This is a genomic window from Stenotrophomonas sp. AB1(2024), from assembly GCF_037482345.1.
Taxonomy (GTDB): Bacteria; Pseudomonadota; Gammaproteobacteria; order Xanthomonadales; family Xanthomonadaceae; genus Stenotrophomonas.
The window spans coordinates 782559-799128 of sequence record NZ_JBBHKO020000001.1; the positions used below are offsets into that span (position 1 = coordinate 782559).

Sequence of the window (16570 nt, forward strand, 5' to 3'; positions counted from 1 at the left end):
TTCACCAGTTCTTCGAAATACCGAGGTGGAGGTAGCGTCCATAGGATTCGTGAAGTGCGCTCAGGTAGTTGCCGGTGGCGCTCAGCGGTGGCTCTTTGTCGAACAGGTTTCGCGCGCCCACTTCCACTGCGGTTCCACTCAGCCGCCCGCGGGTGAACTCCTTCTTTACCGACAGCGCCCAGCGTTGCGTGGAGCCGACCACGAACGGCGTGCGGTCGGCGTAAGCGCCGGCCGTCACGCTGCCGATGTAATCGTCGCGCAGCCGCACCGTCCAGTCCTGCAGGTTCCAGATCAAGGTGGCACTGGCCCGCCATTCCGGCTTCGCGCCGTTGATGCCCACCTCATTGGCCGCCCCCAGGTCGGGCACGAGGATGTTCAGCTGCCCGCTGGCGATGGCCGCGGCCACCTGCTGCACCTCGGCAGGCTTCTGCTGGGTGTATTCCTTGAGCTGGCTGGCACTGATCAGCAACGAGAAATTGCCCCACGCCGTGTCCGGCAGGCGCCAGCCGAAGTTGTAGTCCACGCCCGACGCGGTCAGCGGCCGGCGATTCTGATAGCGGTTGTAGACGTGCGTCACCACGCCAGCCGGTGCCAACCCGGAACCTTCGAACAGCGCGATATCCTCCGCCGTCACCGCCGCCCGCACCACGTTCGGGTTGCTGCTGCCTTCCACCACGCGCAGGTAGGCGTCATACAGCAGTTCCTCGCCCATGGTGCTGATGGGATTCTCCACCTGCACGCGCCACGCATCCACGCTCAGGCTGATCGACCCCAAACGGTCGGGCAGGAACTGCGGCTCGAACACCACACCCCACGACGATTGCCGGGTGGTTTCAGGCTTGACGTCGTCGCCGTACGAGGTGACGCCGCTCACGGACGGCTTGACCGGCGAGCCGTTGCTGAACGCATTCAAGCAGGCGCTGTAATCGGGCTGCGCGCCCTTGGTGATCAACGCATGGCAGCGGATCGCGTCGTTGTTGAAGCCAAACCCATAGGTCGGCGGCGAGTTCACCAGCTCCAGTCCCGGTGCACGGAAGCCGCCGCTCACCGAGCCGCGCAACAGCAGGCTGTCACTCACCTTCCAGGCCGCCGCCAGTTTCGGCTTGCCTACCTTGCCGGCATCGCTGTAGTCCTCCCAGCGGCCCGCAATCTGCAGATCCAGCGACTGCACCAGCGGGATGCCCTGCGCCGGAGACACCAGTGGCACAGCGAATTCGATCAGCGCCGATTTGACGTTGCGGCTGCCGCGGACATCCGGCCGCGGGCTATGGGTGAAGAAGTTGCTGGCCGCGACCGTGCCGGTATACCAGTCGGTATAAGGGTTGCTGCCATCGATGTTCTCGTCGCGGTCATCCCGGCGGCTTTCATAGCGGTACTCCACCCCCGCTGCCATGCCGATGTCGCCGGCGTACCAGCTCAGCAGGTCGGAGCGGTTCACCTTGAAGTCCCACAGCGCCAGTTCCGTGGTGCCTTCGCGTGTAGCCTCGCCGATGAATGACGAGGTGTCGTAAGGCGTGGCATCCCCCACCCGGATGCTGGCGGGGTCGCCGCCGCTGAACGGGTTGTAGGTACTGGCGTCGGTGCGGTTTACCGCTTCGATGAAGGCATCGGTCAGCCCGCCCTGCTGCGTATCGGTGCTGCGCGCGCGTGAGTACAGCAGCGCGGTTTCCCAGTTCCAGCCGCCTTCGGTCCAGCCCCGCAGGCCCAGCAGCACCCGCGACTGATCGTTGTCCACCTTCACCCGGCGGATCCCCGAATCGGCGAACTGGTAATTGAGCAGCCGGATAGCGTCGGCACCGCGCAGCGCTTCCGGAACCCAATAGGCATCTGGGCGGATATGCAGCAGGAAGCCGTCACCACCGAAACCCGACTCGCTGCTCACCCAGGATTCGGAGGTGGCACGGTAGTAGCCCAGCTCCCCGAACAGCTGCAGGTTGTCGTTGACGTCGAAGCGTCCCGTGGCAAACACGTTGCCCTTTCGGATGGACGGTGCCGAGGTGATGCCCGGCTCGGCAGCCGAATCGTAGTGATAGCGCGTCGGCACCGCGCCGGAGGTCAGCGCACCCGTGGCCGGATCGACGTGCCAGCTGCCGGTGCGCCTGTCGCCGGCATAGGTTTCGAAATGACCCCACGGCGTTCTCGTGCTGAACCCCGAGGTCCCGTTCGGGTCCGGCACGCTGGTGCCATCGCCCAGCGGACGGCGGCCATCGGTGGCGGTGAACCAGGCATCGGAATTGAGCTGCGAGGTCCGCCTGGAGAAGCCATAGAGCACCGAGAGGTTGCCGCGCCCTTCGCTGAAATCGCTGCCGAAGTACCCGTCCAGCGATACCTCTTCGCGGTGCCCATCGGCCACCTTGCCGTAGTTCAGGCGAACACCGCCGCCATCTGCCAGGTTGCTCGGCATCACCAGGTCGACCACACCCGCGACGGCATCGGATCCATAGATGGACGCCGCGCCGTCCAGCAGCAGGTTGACCCGCTCCAGACCGAAGACCGGAATGGCATTGGCGTTGTAGGTCGTGTCGTCGCCGCTGTTGCTGATCGGGTGCTGCACGGTGCGGCGGCCATTGACCAGAAGCAGCGTGTACTTGGAACCCAGGTTGCGCAGGTTGATGGAACCGACGTCACCGCGCGCCACGTTCGAGTTCCGGCCTGCGTTGGTCGTGCCCTTTTCAGTGACGGCAACATCACCGAACTGCGGCAGGCTGCGGAACAATTCGTTGCCGTTGGTGGCAAGGGTGGCATCGATCTGCTCCCTGTCCACGGCAACCACCGGCAGTGCCGCCTGCGCGCCGCCACCGGCGATCTGCGAGCCGAGCACCGAGACCTTGTCCAGCGTGCGCGCGTTGGAGCCGGGCGTCTGCGATCCCGTCGCAGCGGCTTCTTCAGCCGCCTCTGCGGGCTCGGCGGCCTCCGCAGCCCCGGTTGGCGCAAGCAGCGTGCACAGGGCAAGCGCCAGATGACTGCGCTTAGCGCGTGGCTTCCGCATATGCGCCTCGCACGATGCTGCCTTCCAGCTTTTGTTCGTCCTTCACCAGGTTGTACAGCGGGCAGGTCGCCTCGACCGACTGGCGCAACGCATCGATCTCCTGTTCCGAGGCCGGCGATTCAATCCGCACCTTGTAACGGATGTCGCTGTACCGCGCCGGCGACCGCACGTTGCTGCCGAAGCGCGGGCTCACCTGGCCATCCACGGTCAGCTCCAGCGAATCCAGCAGCACGTTGCGCGACGCTGCCTGCACTTCAAAGATGTGGGTCAGGCAGGTACCGGTCACGCCGAGCAGGTGCTCTTCCACCGTCGGGGCCAGCCCATAGCCCAGCAGGCCCGGCGCGCTGTCATGCAGCTGCTGGTGGTAACCGTCCTTGCCCAGGAACACCCGACGCAGCCCGGTACGCGGCTCGACGTGGGCGCGGGCAACCAGGGTTTCCGGCTCGGCCGGCTTGGCCTTTCCCGCACCCGGCTTCACCTGCCTGGCCAGCACCGCCGGGCGCTTCTCCTCGGTGATGAAGTCGCGCAGGCCCGGCGGCAACTTCGGGTCGCGCTCGGCCGCGCTGTGGATGTACTCCACATCGGCATGGCTGACCTGTTGCGGACGGGTGACCAGGTCGATGGCCGAGGAGTTCTCATGCACCGCGCGCTTGAGCGCCTGCAGCTGCGCATCGGTGGCCGGCGAATCGATATAGGCCACATAGGAGAGATTGTTGGGGTAAGCGAGGGTGTCGCTCTTGCGCTCGGGAATGCTGGTGAACACCACATCCAGGCCATCCAGCGGCACACCCTGCACGGCCGCCTGCACGATGTACTCGTCAGCCACTGAGCTGGCCAGCGTGCCCACCAGCGAATCCCAGGAGCCGGCGCCGAGGTTGTAGCCGGCGTAGTTGCGGCCGCTGTCGCTGATGTACTGGAATTCGCCGGTCGGCCCGATGCGCAGGCGGCGCACACCGGAGCGGCTTTCGGCGATGACCTTGGCATGGATGGCGGTGGCCGTGCCGGGCTTGGCCGACTGGGCCTGGATGGCTTCGCGCTTGGCGGCCAGGTAGGTGCGCAGCGGCGAGGCCTGATCCTCAGCCGAGGAAACCAGCGGGGCCAGCAGCAGCATGGCGGACAATGCGATGGTGCCGATTACCTTGAACGGCGTCGTGCAGCGTGCGATGGACATGGGCGAACGGCCTCCGGAGTTGTTCGTGAATAGAAGCCCACTCTTTCATGTCGCATCGCCGCATTTAAATAACCGTTGGCAATTCCCATATACATGCGTGACACCCCACCACGACGGGCAGGACCGAATGACGAAACAGGATCCACTGGTGCTGGTTCTTGAGGGCGGCGCCGTACGTTACATCCCCAGCTTCTACGCGGAGATCAACCGGCTCTTCATGGCCGACGCGGACTGGCAGCTCGGGCACAGCCTGGATGCGCTGAATGACATGCTCTACGGCGGCTACGGGGTGCTGGCCGGGCACGCAGGGGCGACGTTGATCTGGAGGGACATCGAGTACAGCCGCAACGCGCTCGGCGTGGAGACCACCCGAGCCTGGCTGCAGGCCAAGCTGGATGGAAACGAAAGGTTCAACCGACCGCTCATCGCGGGTCAGTTGCAGGCGCTGGACGCTGGAAAAGGTCCGACTTTCTTCCAGGTTGTCATGGATATCTTTGCGGCCCATGCGCAGATCACGCTGGTGTGCAACTGATCTCGTTCGCGCACAGACGGTCATCGTGAACGGCGTTGAATCTACAGATGGATTCAACGTGCGCCCTCGCCTCGGGGGATAGCCATCCCAGCAACTCCGTCATAGCTCGATGTCTAGAACGGATGTCCTGTAGATGAAGGATTGGCTCGTGATGAAAAACTCTGTTGCGTAACCAACGTACCGCCTCTACGCGCGAACTGACCTTGGCCCGCGTAGCCCACGATTTTGGCAGGCGCGGTAGTACAGCTCGCAACAGCTTGGGCCAAGGCTGTCCTGCTGCCTCGTATCGAGAATGAAACATGCCGCACCAGAAGCCAAAGTTCAGTTCGGCGACAACCCTGTCGACGGTCGGCGACCTGCCTCGATTCATGAGGTCGTCCTTGGCCCGCTCGACCATGAGCGCATGACCTTGACTGAGCCAAGCCTGCTCAAACCATCCGCTTGTTCCAAAATGATTGGAGAAGGTCTCATGCAACCTGTTGCGCAATGCAACTTCAATCATATGAAGCGTGGGATAGAGCGCCTCCGACAACACGATGTTCGCACCATGCCGAGCAACAGCCCCCACCCAATCATCGAAGGCCTCACTTCCCACGCAATGACCTGTTGACAGTCCATATGAGCCCAGCCGAGCCATGGAGAGCGCTGAGGCTATCCCACGCGCCATCTCCGCATCGATCAACGACGCCCAGTGGGGGTTCTTGAACATCTGGCCTGATTCTCCTATAGTGAGGCCGCATACCCGGATCAGCTCCCCTCCTCACACGCGTTACGTGAGTGACGGGCCCCGGGTTTTTTTTTGCCTCCGATCCAAGTGTAGGTAGCTGTCACGCGGCGCATGAGCACAGGTGGCCCGTCTTGGGATGGGGTTCACACAGTGATCGGGCTCGACCGGTCTGCACGGGATGGTCGCGACAAAGATGCGTGTCGCAAGCGACGACACACACGGCCCAGCCACGCAGGGCGTGGCTCTACAATATAGGGACCCGCCTGCCCCGATGGACCCCGCGTGACCCAGAAGCCCGCCGAACACACCCCGCTGATGAAGCAGTTCTTCGCCGCCAAGTCCGATTACCCGGACCTGCTGCTGTTCTTCCGGATGGGCGACTTCTACGAGCTGTTCTACGACGACGCCCGCAAGGCCGCGCGGCTGCTGGACATCACCCTGACCCAGCGCGGCAGCTCCGGTGGCGCGCCGATCCCGATGGCCGGGGTGCCCGTGCATGCCTACGAGGGCTACCTGGCACGGCTGGTGGCACTGGGCGAATCGGTGGCCATCTGCGAGCAGATCGGCGACCCGGCGCTGGCCAAGGGTCTGGTCGAGCGCAAGGTGGTGCGCATTGTCACCCCCGGCACCGTCACCGACGAGGCCCTGCTGGACGAGCGCCGCGATACCCTGCTGATGGCGCTGTCGCGCGGCAAGAATGGCTACGGCCTGGCCTGGGCCGACTTGGCCGGCGGCCGCTTCCTGGTCAACGAGGTCGATTCCGACGACGCGCTGGAAGCCGAACTGGCCCGCCTGGAGCCGGCCGAGCTGCTGGTGCCGGATGAAGAGAACTGGCCCGACTTCCTCAAGCACCGCACCGGCATCCGCCGCCGCGCGCCGTGGCTGTTCGACGCCGACAGCGGTCGCCGCCAGCTGCTGGCCTTCTTCAAGCTGCATGACCTGACCGGCTTCGGCATCGACGACAAGCCGCGCGCCACCGCCGCTGCTGGCGCGTTGCTCGGGTATGTCGAAGAAACCCAGAAACAACGCCTGCCGCACCTGACCTCCATTTCCACGGAAACGGCGAGCGAGGCGATCGCGATGAACGCGGCCACCCGCCGTCATCTCGAACTGGATACGCGCGTGGACGGCGATACCCGCAACACCCTGCTGGGCGTGCTCGACACCACCGTCACCCCGATGGGGGGGCGCCTGCTGCGCCGTTGGCTGCACCGTCCGCTGCGCCTGCGCGAGGTGCTGGTGCAGCGCCATGATGCGGTGGCCACGCTGATCGACCGTGGTGCAGACAGCGACGTGCGCGATGCCTTCCGTGCGCTGGGCGACCTCGAACGCATCCTCACCCGCGTGGCGCTGCGCTCGGCGCGCCCGCGCGACTTCTCCACGCTGCGCGATGGCCTGGGCCTGCTGCCGGACGTGCGCGCGGTGCTGGCACCGCTGGATTCCCCGCGTCTGGTCGCACTGCGCGAGGCACTGGGCTCGCATGACGAATGCGCGCACCTGCTGGCCTCGGCCATTGCCCCTGCCCCGCCGATGAAGCTCAGCGACGGCGGTGTGATCGCTGAAGGCTACGACGCCGAGCTGGACGAGCTGCGCCGCCTCTCCACCCACGCCGACCAGTTCCTGATCGACCTGGAACAGCGCGAGCGCGCCAGCAGCGGCATCGCCACGCTCAAAGTCGGCTACAACCGCGTGCATGGCTACTACATCGAAATCAGCAAGGGTCAGAGCGACAAGGCACCGGTGCATTACACCCGCCGCCAGACCCTGACCAATGCAGAGCGTTACATCACCGAAGAGCTGAAGTCGTTCGAGGACAAGGTGCTGTCGGCGCGCGAACGCTCGCTGTCGCGCGAGAAGCTGCTGTACGAGCAGCTGCTCGACACGCTGGCGGGCGAACTGGAACCGCTCAAGCAGTGTGCCGCCGCGCTCAGCGAGCTGGACGTGCTGGCCGGCTTCGCCGAACGCGCGCAGGCGCTGGACTGGGCGCGCCCGGAGCTGGACACCGCACCGTGCCTGCGCATCGAGCGCGGCCGCCACCCGGTGGTGGAGGCAGTGCGCGACCAGCCGTTCGAACCCAACGACCTGGACCTGCACGCCGACCGCCGCATGCTGGTCATCACCGGCCCGAACATGGGCGGCAAGTCCACCTACATGCGCCAGAACGCGCTGATCGTGCTGTTGGCCCACATCGGCAGCTTCGTGCCGGCCAGCCGCGCGGTGATCGGCCCGATCGACCGCATCCTGACCCGCATCGGCGCCGGCGATGACCTGGCGCGCGGGCAGTCGACCTTCATGGTCGAGATGAGCGAGACCAGCTACATCCTGCATCACGCCACGGCGCAGTCGCTGGTGTTGATGGACGAGATCGGCCGTGGCACTTCCACCTACGACGGGTTGGCACTGGCCGACGCGGTGGCGCGCCACCTGGCCTACGAAAACCGCTGCTACACGCTGTTTGCCACCCACTACTTCGAGCTGACCGCGCTGGCCGACGAACAGCACGAGGGCGGCGCCAGCGGGATCGCCAACGTGCATCTGGACGCGGTGGAGCATGGCGAGGCGCTGGTGTTCATGCACGCGGTGAAGGACGGCCCGGCCAACCGCAGCTTCGGCCTGCAGGTGGCGGCGCTGGCTGGCCTGCCCCGGGCCACCGTGGCCCAGGCCCGGCGGCGGCTGGCCGAGCTGGAGCAGCGTGGCGGCGAGACGGTGGCCGCCACCATGGCACCGCAGGCGCTGGATGCGCCGCAGCAGTTCGGGCTGTTCACTGCCCCCTCGAGCAAGGCGCAGGAGGCGCTGGCCGCAATCGATCCGGATGAGCTGACCCCGAAACAGGCGCTGGAGGCGCTGTACCGGTTGAAGGCGCTGGTGTAGCGGTAGCGCCGGCCGTTGGCCGGCCCAGGCGGTCCGGGGGCCGGCCAACGGCCGGCGCTACCGGTCCGTGAAGCCTTCGCATTCCCTTCGTATACGCAGCGTTATGCTCCGCCGGTCCCATCCCGGGTCGAAGGAGTCGATCGTGAATACGAACTCGCTCACTGCATCCCTTTTGTCGCAGCTGCAGGGCCCCGGCGTCCAGCAGGTCTCCCAGCAGCTCGGTCTCGACCAGAACCAGGCCACCCAGGCGGTCAGCGCCGCGTTGCCTTTGTTGATGGGCGCGCTGGGCAGCAACGCCAGCCAGCCGCAGGGCGCGCAGTCGCTGCTCAACGCACTCCAGAAAGATCATCTAGGCGGCGGGGGCGGCGGCGGTTTCGACCTCGGCGGCATCCTGGGCGCCGTACTCGGGGGCGGTGGCGGGGGCACGGCCACCAACGGCGCTGGCATTCTCGGCCATGTTTTCGGCGGGCAGACTGACCAGGCCGCCCAGGTGCTGGGCAACAAGACGGGGCTGGACAGCGGCCGCGCCGGCCAGCTGCTGGCGATCCTGGCGCCCATTGTCATGTCGTTCCTGGCCCAGCGATTTGCCCAGCAGGGCAACGCCAACGATCTCGGCCAGGCACTCGGCGCCGAGGCACCGCCGGCCGCGGCGGGGGGCATTGGAAGCCTGCTCAACGCATTCGACCAGGACGGCGACGGTCAATTCGGTGTCGGCGACGTATTCAAGATGCTCAACCGGTAAGACCCTGCCACTGGATCGCCGGGCGACCAGCGCCGGCGATCCGGCGATAGCCCTGACCTATCAATTCAGTAGATTCATTCAAATTTACCAATTGCAACGCCGTGCATAGGGTAGATGGGCTGCCCTTGCATGCACCGCGAGGCCAATCCCACATTCGCCAGTCCACAGGTAACCGACCCATGAAAAGCGAAGCGAAGTGCCCGTTCAACCACGCCCTTGTCGGCGATGCCACGACCAACCGCGACTGGTGGCCCAACCAGCTCCGCGTGGACCTGCTCAACCAGCACTCCTCGCGTTCGCACCCGCTTGCCGCCGACTTCGATTATGCGAAGGCGTTCGCCAAGCTCGACTACGCCGCGCTCAAGGCCGACCTCACCGCGCTGATGACCGATTCGCAGGACTGGTGGCCGGCCGACTTCGGCCACTACGGCGGCCTGTTCATCCGCATGGCCTGGCACAGCGCCGGCACCTACCGCATCGGTGACGGGCGCGGCGGCGGTGGCCGTGGCCAGCAACGCTTCGCCCCGCTCAACAGCTGGCCGGACAATGTCAGCCTGGACAAGGCGCGCCGCCTGCTGTGGCCGATCAAGCAGAAGTACGGCCAGGCCATTTCCTGGGCCGACCTGCTGATCCTCACCGGCAACGTCGCGCTGGAATCGATGGGCTTCAAGACGCTCGGCTTTGCCGGCGGCCGGCCCGATACCTGGGAACCGGACCAGGACGTGTACTGGGGCCGCGAAACCACCTGGCTGGGCGGCGATGTGCGTTACGCGCACGGCTCGGAAGGTGTGGTCGAAAACCATGGCGTGCTGGTGTCCGATGATGACGCCGACGGTGACATCCACTCGCGCAACCTGGAAAACCCGCTGGCCGCCGTGCAGATGGGCCTGATCTATGTGAACCCTGAAGGCCCGGATGGCAACCCGGACCCGGTCAAGGCCGCCATCGACATCCGCGACACCTTCGGCCGCATGGCCATGGATGACGAGGAAACCGTGGCGCTGATCGCCGGTGGCCACAGCTTCGGCAAGACCCACGGCGCCGGCCCGGCCGACAACGTGGACGTGGAACCCGAAGCGGCCGGTCTCGAGCACCAGGGCCTGGGCTGGGCCAACAAGTTCCGCAGCGGCAAGGGCGGCGACACCATCACCAGCGGCCTGGAAGTAACCTGGACGCGCACCCCGGCGCAGTGGAGCCACGACTTCTTCCAGATCCTGTTCGGCAACGAATGGGAACTGACCAAGAGCCCGGCCGGTGCGCACCAGTGGGTGGCCGAGAATGCCGAGGCCGTGATTCCCGACGCGCACGACCCGTCGAAGAAGCACCGCCCGACCATGCTCACCACCGATCTGTCGCTGCGCCTGGATCCGGCCTACGAGAAGATCTCGCGACGCTTCCTGGAAAACCCGCAGGCGTTCGCCGATGCCTTTGCGCGTGCGTGGTTCAAGTTGACCCACCGCGACATGGGCCCGCGTGCCCGCTACCTCGGCCCGGAAGTGCCAGCCGAAACCTTCATCTGGCAGGACCCGGTGCCGGAAGCGCCGAAGGTGCAGATCAGCAGTAACGACGTAACCGCGCTCAAGCAGCAGATCGCCGCAGCCGGGTTGAGCGTGGCTGAACTGGTGTCCACCGCATGGGCGTCGGCCTCCACCTTCCGCGGTTCGGACAAGCGCGGTGGCGCCAACGGCGCACGCATCCGTCTGGCCCCGCAGAAGGACTGGGCGGTGAACCAGCCCAGGCAGCTGGCCAAGGTGCTGGCAGCGCTGGAAAAGATCCAGGGCGGCTTCAAGGGCGATGGCGGCGCACAGGTATCGCTGGCCGATCTGATCGTGTTGGCCGGCAATGTCGGCGTGGAGCAGGCGGCCAAGGCCGGCGGCCACGATGTCAGCGTGCCGTTCAACGCGGGCCGCACCGATGCCAGCCAGGAACAGACCGACGTGGAATCGTTTGCGGTGCTGGAGCCGTATGCCGATGGCTTCCGAAACTACGTGAAGGGCCGCTACAGCGTGCCGGCCGAAGCGCTGCTGATCGACAAGGCGCAGCTGCTGACCCTGACCGGGCCGGAGTTGACTGCCCTGGTGGGCGGCCTGCGCGTGCTGGGTGCGAACGTGGACGGCAACACGCAGGGCGTGCTGACCGAACGCCCGGGCACGCTCAGCAACGACTTCTTCGTGAACCTGCTGGACATGCGCACGCAATGGAAGGCCAGCGGCGATGGCTATGAAGGCAGTGACCGCAACGGTGGTGGCAAGCGCTGGACCGGCAGCCGTGCCGACCTGGTGTTCGGCTCGAATTCGGTGCTGCGTGCGGTGGCCGAGGTGTATGCCAGCGCCGATGGCGAGAAGAAGTTCGTGCAGGACTTCGTCGCCGCCTGGGCGCGGGTGATGGAGCTGGACCGGTACGACCTGCATCGGTGAGGCCGGTTCTCCGGGCGCACGACCAACGGTCGTGCGCTACCCGAGGGGATTTGGCTCGGTAGCGCCGGCCGTTGGCCGGCCTTGGGACCGCCTGGGCCGGCCAACGGCCGGCGCTACCGGGTGACGTCTCTTCTACGCATTACATTGCGTCGAGATCGCCCAACGCCTTGATCAACCGCCGCGCCCGCTTGTCGGGCCGGTGTTCCGGCGGCAGGTACCCGTTCTTCATGGCGGCGCGCTGCGCACGCTGCTCCGCACGCTTCGCGCGCGAGGCTTCGCTTTCCTCGTACAGCTGCTGCGCCACTGGCGCCGGACCACGCAGGTCGCTCAGCCCACGCACCTGCACCTCGTACACCTCATCACCACGGCTGATCTGCAGCTGTTCGCCCACGCGCACCGCGCGCGAGGATTTCGGCCGCTGCCCGGCTACGTCCACCTTGCCCGTCTCCACGGCCTGCCTGGCCAGGCTGCGGGTCTTGAAAAAGCGTGCGGCCCACAGCCACACGTCCAGCCGCACGGCGGCGGCGACCAACGGTTGTGCTTCAGTCATGCGGGTGGTTCAGCTCCCCGGCTCAGCCGGTCGTCGGTTCAGCGGTTGCGGCGCCGACGGGTTGCCACGGCAACCGGTACCACCGATCAGTACGGGTACCCCCGCATCCAGATCGCGGCGCTGGCTGCCAACCTGGCATTCCGGTCGGTCCATCGGCCGTACCTGCGCGTCGCGCAGGCGGTCGTCTGTACTCGAACATGCGGGCAGCGTTGCCGCAATCAAGAGCGCTGCGAGTGCGGGCATGAACGAGTCAGCAGCGTTGGCGGAGGGCCGGCCAACGGCCGGCGCTACCGGTGTTACGGACGCGGAATTGGGCATCGCGATGTCCCAGTGACGGGGGTGATGCTAGTGTGCCCCTCCCCGGACCTGATCTCCAGAGCACATGGCCAAAGCGCCGCTTGACCTGACCACCGGCCCGATCGGGCGCAACCTGTTCCTGTTCGCCCTGCCGATCCTGGCGGGCAATATCGCCCAGTCGTTGAACGGCTCGGTGAATGCGGTGTGGGTGGGCCGCTTCCTGGGCGAGGCGGCGCTGACCGCCACCGCGAACGCCAACAACATCATGTTCTTCCTGATCGGCTCGGTGTTCGGCATCGGCATGGCCGCCACCATCCTGATCGGCCAGGCGATGGGCGCGCGCGATATCCCCCAGGCGCGGCGCGTGATGGGCACCAGTGCCACCTTCTTCATCGGGCTGTCGGTGGTGATCGCCATCGCCGGCTGGTGGCTGTCGCATCCGCTGCTGGCCGCGATGGGCACACCGGCCGCATCGTTGCCGCTGGCCGAGGCCTACCTGCGCATCATCTTCCTGGCCATGCCCACGCTGTACGCGTTTGCCTTCCTCAGTTCGGCGCTGCGCGGGGTAGGCGATTCACGCACGCCGTTCCGCTTCCTGCTGCTGTCGGTGGTGCTGGATATCGGCTTCAATCCGCTGCTGATCTTCGGTATCGGGCCGTTCCCGCAGCTGGGCATCGCCGGCGCGGCGTGGGCCACGCTGATTGCGCAGACGCTGGCCCTGATCGGCCTGCTCTGGTACATGCGCAACAAGCGCCATGTGTTGTGGCTGGGGCGCAAGGACATGGCGCTGTTCAAGATCGACACGGAGATCCTGCGCGCGCTGGTGGTCAAGGGCGTGCCGATGGGCCTGCAGATGGTGCTGATCTCGCTGTCGATGATCATGATGATGACCATGGTCAACAGCTATGGCACCGATACCGCTGCCGCTTATGGCGCTTCGCTGCAGTTGTGGACGTACGTGCAGATGCCGGCGATGGCGATCGGTGCGGCATGTTCTTCGATGGCCGCGCAGAACGTGGGCGCGGGCAACTGGTCGCGCGTGCGGGGCACCGCGCGCAGCGGCGTGCTGTACAACTTCCTGCTTACCGGCGTGCTGATTCTGCCGTTGATCCTGCTTGACCGCTACACGTTGGCGTTGTTCCTGCCCAGCGGCAGCGAAGCGCTGGACGTGGCGCGCCACCTCAACCACATCGCGGTGTGGTCGTTCCTGTTCTTCGGCGTGAACTTCGTGATATCCGGCGTGGTGCGCTCCACCGGCGCGGTGATACCGCCGCTGCTGATCCTGGCGGTGTCGTTGTGGGGCATCCGCGTGCCGTTCGCCGAGCTGCTGCAGGATCGCCTGGGCGCCGATGCGGTGTGGTGGAGCTTCCCGGTCAGCTCGTTCTGCGCCATGATCCTGTCGCTGGCGTATTACCGCTGGGGCGGCTGGCGCAAGGCGCGGATGTTGCCGAGCCACCGCGAGGAAATGGCGGCGCCGGCGGAGATTCCCGCATCGCCGCCATCCCCGGTCGCCGACCCGGACCCGCGCCCCGACCCCAACGATGGCCGGCCAACGGCCGGCGCTACCGTGATCGATTGATCCCGATCCCAATGGGCCTGCGGAAATCCCGTTGGTCGATTGATCCCGATCCCAATGGGCCCGTAACAATTCGTAGCCCCGAAGAGAACGGCAGGAGCCGTTCTCAACGTCGCGCAGCGACGGCCCGAAGGGTGCCCGCCAGGACGGCGGGCATAACGTTGGCCGGACACCGCGCGCAGCGCGGCCCAAGCATCCGAAACCAACGCGGCAACGGTTGCCGCCATGGTTCCGACGTTTAGAGCGGGCCGAAGCCACAGATCAGGCGCTCATGACCCACGCCCAAAACGCAAACGGCCACCCGAAGGTGGCCGTTTGCTGGGCAGGTACCGACCGCTGGTCGGTACACCACGCCGGAATTACTGGGCAGCCTTGGCAGCCAGGCGGGCAACCTTGGCCTGCGCAGCGGCAGCCAGATCTTCCTTGATGCGGGCAGCCTTGCCTTCCAGGCCACGCAGGTAGTACAGCTTGCCGGCGCGGACCTTGCCACGACGCTTCACTTCGACCGAGTCGATGATGGCGCTGTGGGTCTGGAAGACGCGCTCGACGCCGTAGCCGTGCGAGATCTTGCGGACGGTGAACGCGGAGTTCAGGCCGGCGTTCTTGGTGCCGATCACGACGCCTTCGTACGCCTGGACGCGCTCACGGTTGCCTTCCTTCACCTTCACGTTCACGACAATGGTGTCGCCCTGGCTGAACTTCGGCAGCTCGCGGGTGATCTGGGCGGATTCGAAGTCCGAGAGGATGGATTTGTTCAGCTTGCTCATGGGTGCACCGATTGTGTTCGTTCGGGTGGGCGTGTCGTTTCGACAACGTAGGCTCATGCAGTCACCGGACTGTGCTGCACGTTTTTTGTAGGGTTTCCACCGTCAGGCGTGAAAGGCCCGATGGGAATCGGCAATTCTAACCATTCTTCGGGACGGATACCACCCCGGTAGCGCCGGCCGTTGGCCGGCCCAGGCGATCCGTGGGCCGGCCACGGCCGGCGTTACAGGAGTTCAGACCTGGCCTGGTCCAGCAGAATCCGGTCTGCCTTGGACAGGCTGGCCTCGTCCAACAGGTCCGGGCGACGCAGCCAGGTCCGCAGCAGCGACTGCTGGCGGCGCCAGCGGGCGATGGCCGCGTGGTTGCCCGAGCGCAGCACGTCTGGGACATCGCCCCATTCATGTTGCGCCGGCTGGCTGAAATGCGGGCAGTCCAGCAGCCCCTGCGGGCCCTCGAAACTGTCCTGGGCGGCCGATTCAGCGTCATTCAAGGCGCCTTCCTGCAGCCGGGTGACCGCATCAACGATCACCGCCGCACCCAGCTCACCGCCGGACAGGACGTAATCGCCAATCGATATTTCCTCGGTGACTTCGGCTGCCAGGAAGCGCTCGTCCACGCCTTCATAGCGCCCGCATAGCAGGATCATGCGCGGCAGTACGGCCAGTTCCCGGACCTTGGCCTGGGTCAGTGGCCGCCCCTGCGGGCTGAGGTAGATCACCGGTGCCGGGGCCGGATCGGCCGCCTTGGCCGCCGCCAGGCAGGCACGCAGCGGTTCGATCAGCATCACCATGCCGGGGCCACCGCCGAATGGACGGTCGTCCACCCGGCGATAGTTGCCCTCGGCGTAGTCGCGCGGGTTCCAGCCATGCAGGTCGAGCAGGCCGCGTTCGGCCGCACGACCGACCACGCCCAGCGCGGCCGACTGCGCCATGAATTCCGGGAACAAGGTGATGACGTCAATGCGCACCGGTCAGAACTCCGGGTCCCAATCGACGATGACCAGGTTGGCCTCGAAATCCACCGACTTCACGAAGTCCGGCTGCACGAACGGGATCATCCGCTCGCGGTCGCCCTGCACCACCACCACGTCGTTGGAGCCGGTCGAGAACAGGTGCGAAACCCGCCCCAGTTCGACGCCATCAACGGTACGCACCTGCAACCCTTCCAGGTCGACCCAGTAATACTCGTCGGCCTTCGGCGGCGGCAGCGCGCTGCGTGCTACATGGACTTCGGTCCCGTACATCGACTCGACCACATCGCGGTCGGTGACATCGGGAAACACCGCTACCAGGTGCTTGCCGGACTGACGTCCGCGCGCGCCGGTGAGGGTGCTCTCCTGGCCGGCGGGTGTGCGCAGGATCCAGGGCTGATAGTTGAAGATGGCGGTACGCGGCTCGGTCCAGGACTCGAGCTTGATCTCGCCTCGCACACCAAAAGCGCCGACAATCCTGCCCAGCAGGATGCGGCGCTCGGTATCTTTCATCTGTATATGCCGACGGGCCGCGCCAGGCGCGGCCCTTCAGGATCAGGCCGCGGAGGCCTGGGCCTTGGTCGCTTCCTTGTACAGGTTGCGAACCTTGTCGGTCAGCTGGGCGCCGTTGGCAACCCATGCGTCGACCTTCGGGATATCCAGCACGATGCGGGCTTCGGCGCCCTGGGCAACCGGGTTGTAGTAACCCACGCGCTCGATGTTGCGGCCGTCGCGCGCGCTGCGCGAGTCGGTCACGATGATGTGGTAGAACGGACGCTTCTTGGCGCCGCCGCGGGTCAGTCGAATCTTGACCATGGTGTTGCTTCCTCTATTGCCCAGTCGCCAGGATGGCGCGGTAAGCCGGCGATTATAGCGGCGGGGCCGGGCCATTCCAAGCCTAGCGGGGTGGATGAACCTGAATGGGCTGCTTGGCCCGCGTTGACGTGGTCGCGGGCATCGCCC

12 protein-coding genes are annotated in these 16570 nt (G+C 66.1%); 5 read left to right on the forward strand and 7 right to left on the reverse strand.

What is annotated here, in order from left to right:
- Nucleotide 1 precedes the first annotated feature (1 nt).
- Nucleotides 2-2989, reverse strand: a complete 2988-nt coding sequence (locus WIX41_RS03665; RefSeq protein WP_339445810.1) for a TonB-dependent receptor plug domain-containing protein — start codon at nucleotides 2987-2989, stop codon at nucleotides 2-4.
- Nucleotides 2970-4160 (reverse strand): OsmC family protein, encoded by a 1191-nt coding sequence (locus WIX41_RS03670; RefSeq protein WP_339445811.1) that lies wholly within the window; start codon nucleotides 4158-4160, stop codon nucleotides 2970-2972. Before WIX41_RS03670 ends, WIX41_RS03665 begins: the two co-directional genes overlap by 20 nt.
- A gap of 127 nt (nucleotides 4161-4287) precedes the next feature.
- Between WIX41_RS03670 and WIX41_RS03675 the strand changes: the two genes are divergently transcribed.
- The 4 genes from WIX41_RS03675 (at nucleotide 4288) to katG (ending at nucleotide 11449) form a co-directional block, all read left to right on the forward strand.
- Nucleotides 4288-4692 carry a ribonuclease inhibitor gene (locus tag WIX41_RS03675; protein WP_409187315.1) on the forward strand — a complete coding sequence of 135 codons (405 nt, stop codon included), beginning with the start codon at nucleotides 4288-4290 and terminating at the stop codon, nucleotides 4690-4692.
- 1042 nt (nucleotides 4693-5734) lie between these two features.
- Complete coding sequence (gene mutS, locus WIX41_RS03680) at nucleotides 5735-8290, forward strand: DNA mismatch repair protein MutS (RefSeq protein WP_339449403.1); 2556 nt, start codon at nucleotides 5735-5737, stop codon at nucleotides 8288-8290.
- A 142-nt stretch (nucleotides 8291-8432) separates the two neighbouring features.
- Complete coding sequence (locus WIX41_RS03685; protein ID WP_409187316.1) at nucleotides 8433-9032, forward strand: DUF937 domain-containing protein; 600 nt, start codon at nucleotides 8433-8435, stop codon at nucleotides 9030-9032.
- A 179-nt stretch (nucleotides 9033-9211) separates the two neighbouring features.
- Nucleotides 9212-11449: a catalase/peroxidase HPI gene (katG, locus tag WIX41_RS03690; RefSeq protein WP_339445813.1), complete on the forward strand. Its 2238-nt coding sequence runs from the start codon at nucleotides 9212-9214 to the stop codon at nucleotides 11447-11449.
- Nucleotides 11450-11588: 139 nt separating this feature from the next.
- On the opposite strand, the gene WIX41_RS03695 is transcribed toward katG, so the two are convergent.
- On the reverse strand, nucleotides 11589-11999 hold the full coding sequence (locus WIX41_RS03695) for an RNA-binding S4 domain-containing protein (protein WP_339445814.1): 411 nt from the start codon (nucleotides 11997-11999) through the stop codon (nucleotides 11589-11591).
- 382 nt (nucleotides 12000-12381) lie between these two features.
- Between WIX41_RS03695 and WIX41_RS03700 the strand changes: the two genes are divergently transcribed.
- Nucleotides 12382-13875 (forward strand): MATE family efflux transporter, encoded by a 1494-nt coding sequence (locus tag WIX41_RS03700; protein WP_339445815.1) that lies wholly within the window; start codon nucleotides 12382-12384, stop codon nucleotides 13873-13875.
- Between the two features lie 356 nt (nucleotides 13876-14231).
- On the opposite strand, the gene rplS is transcribed toward WIX41_RS03700, so the two are convergent.
- The 4 genes from rplS to rpsP form a co-directional block, all read right to left on the reverse strand.
- On the reverse strand, nucleotides 14232-14639 hold the full coding sequence (rplS, locus tag WIX41_RS03705; RefSeq protein WP_339445816.1) for a 50S ribosomal protein L19: 408 nt from the start codon (nucleotides 14637-14639) through the stop codon (nucleotides 14232-14234).
- Between the two features lie 221 nt (nucleotides 14640-14860).
- On the reverse strand, nucleotides 14861-15604 hold the full coding sequence (gene trmD, locus WIX41_RS03710) for a tRNA (guanosine(37)-N1)-methyltransferase TrmD (protein ID WP_339445817.1): 744 nt from the start codon (nucleotides 15602-15604) through the stop codon (nucleotides 14861-14863).
- Between the two features lie 3 nt (nucleotides 15605-15607).
- Complete coding sequence (gene rimM / locus WIX41_RS03715; RefSeq protein ID WP_339445818.1) at nucleotides 15608-16120, reverse strand: ribosome maturation factor RimM; 513 nt, start codon at nucleotides 16118-16120, stop codon at nucleotides 15608-15610.
- A 42-nt stretch (nucleotides 16121-16162) separates the two neighbouring features.
- The gene (gene rpsP / locus WIX41_RS03720) at nucleotides 16163-16423 is read right to left on the reverse strand and encodes a 30S ribosomal protein S16 (RefSeq protein ID WP_313343667.1); all 261 of its coding nucleotides are present in this window, start codon (nucleotides 16421-16423) and stop codon (nucleotides 16163-16165) included.
- Between the last annotated feature and the right edge of the window lie 147 nt (nucleotides 16424-16570).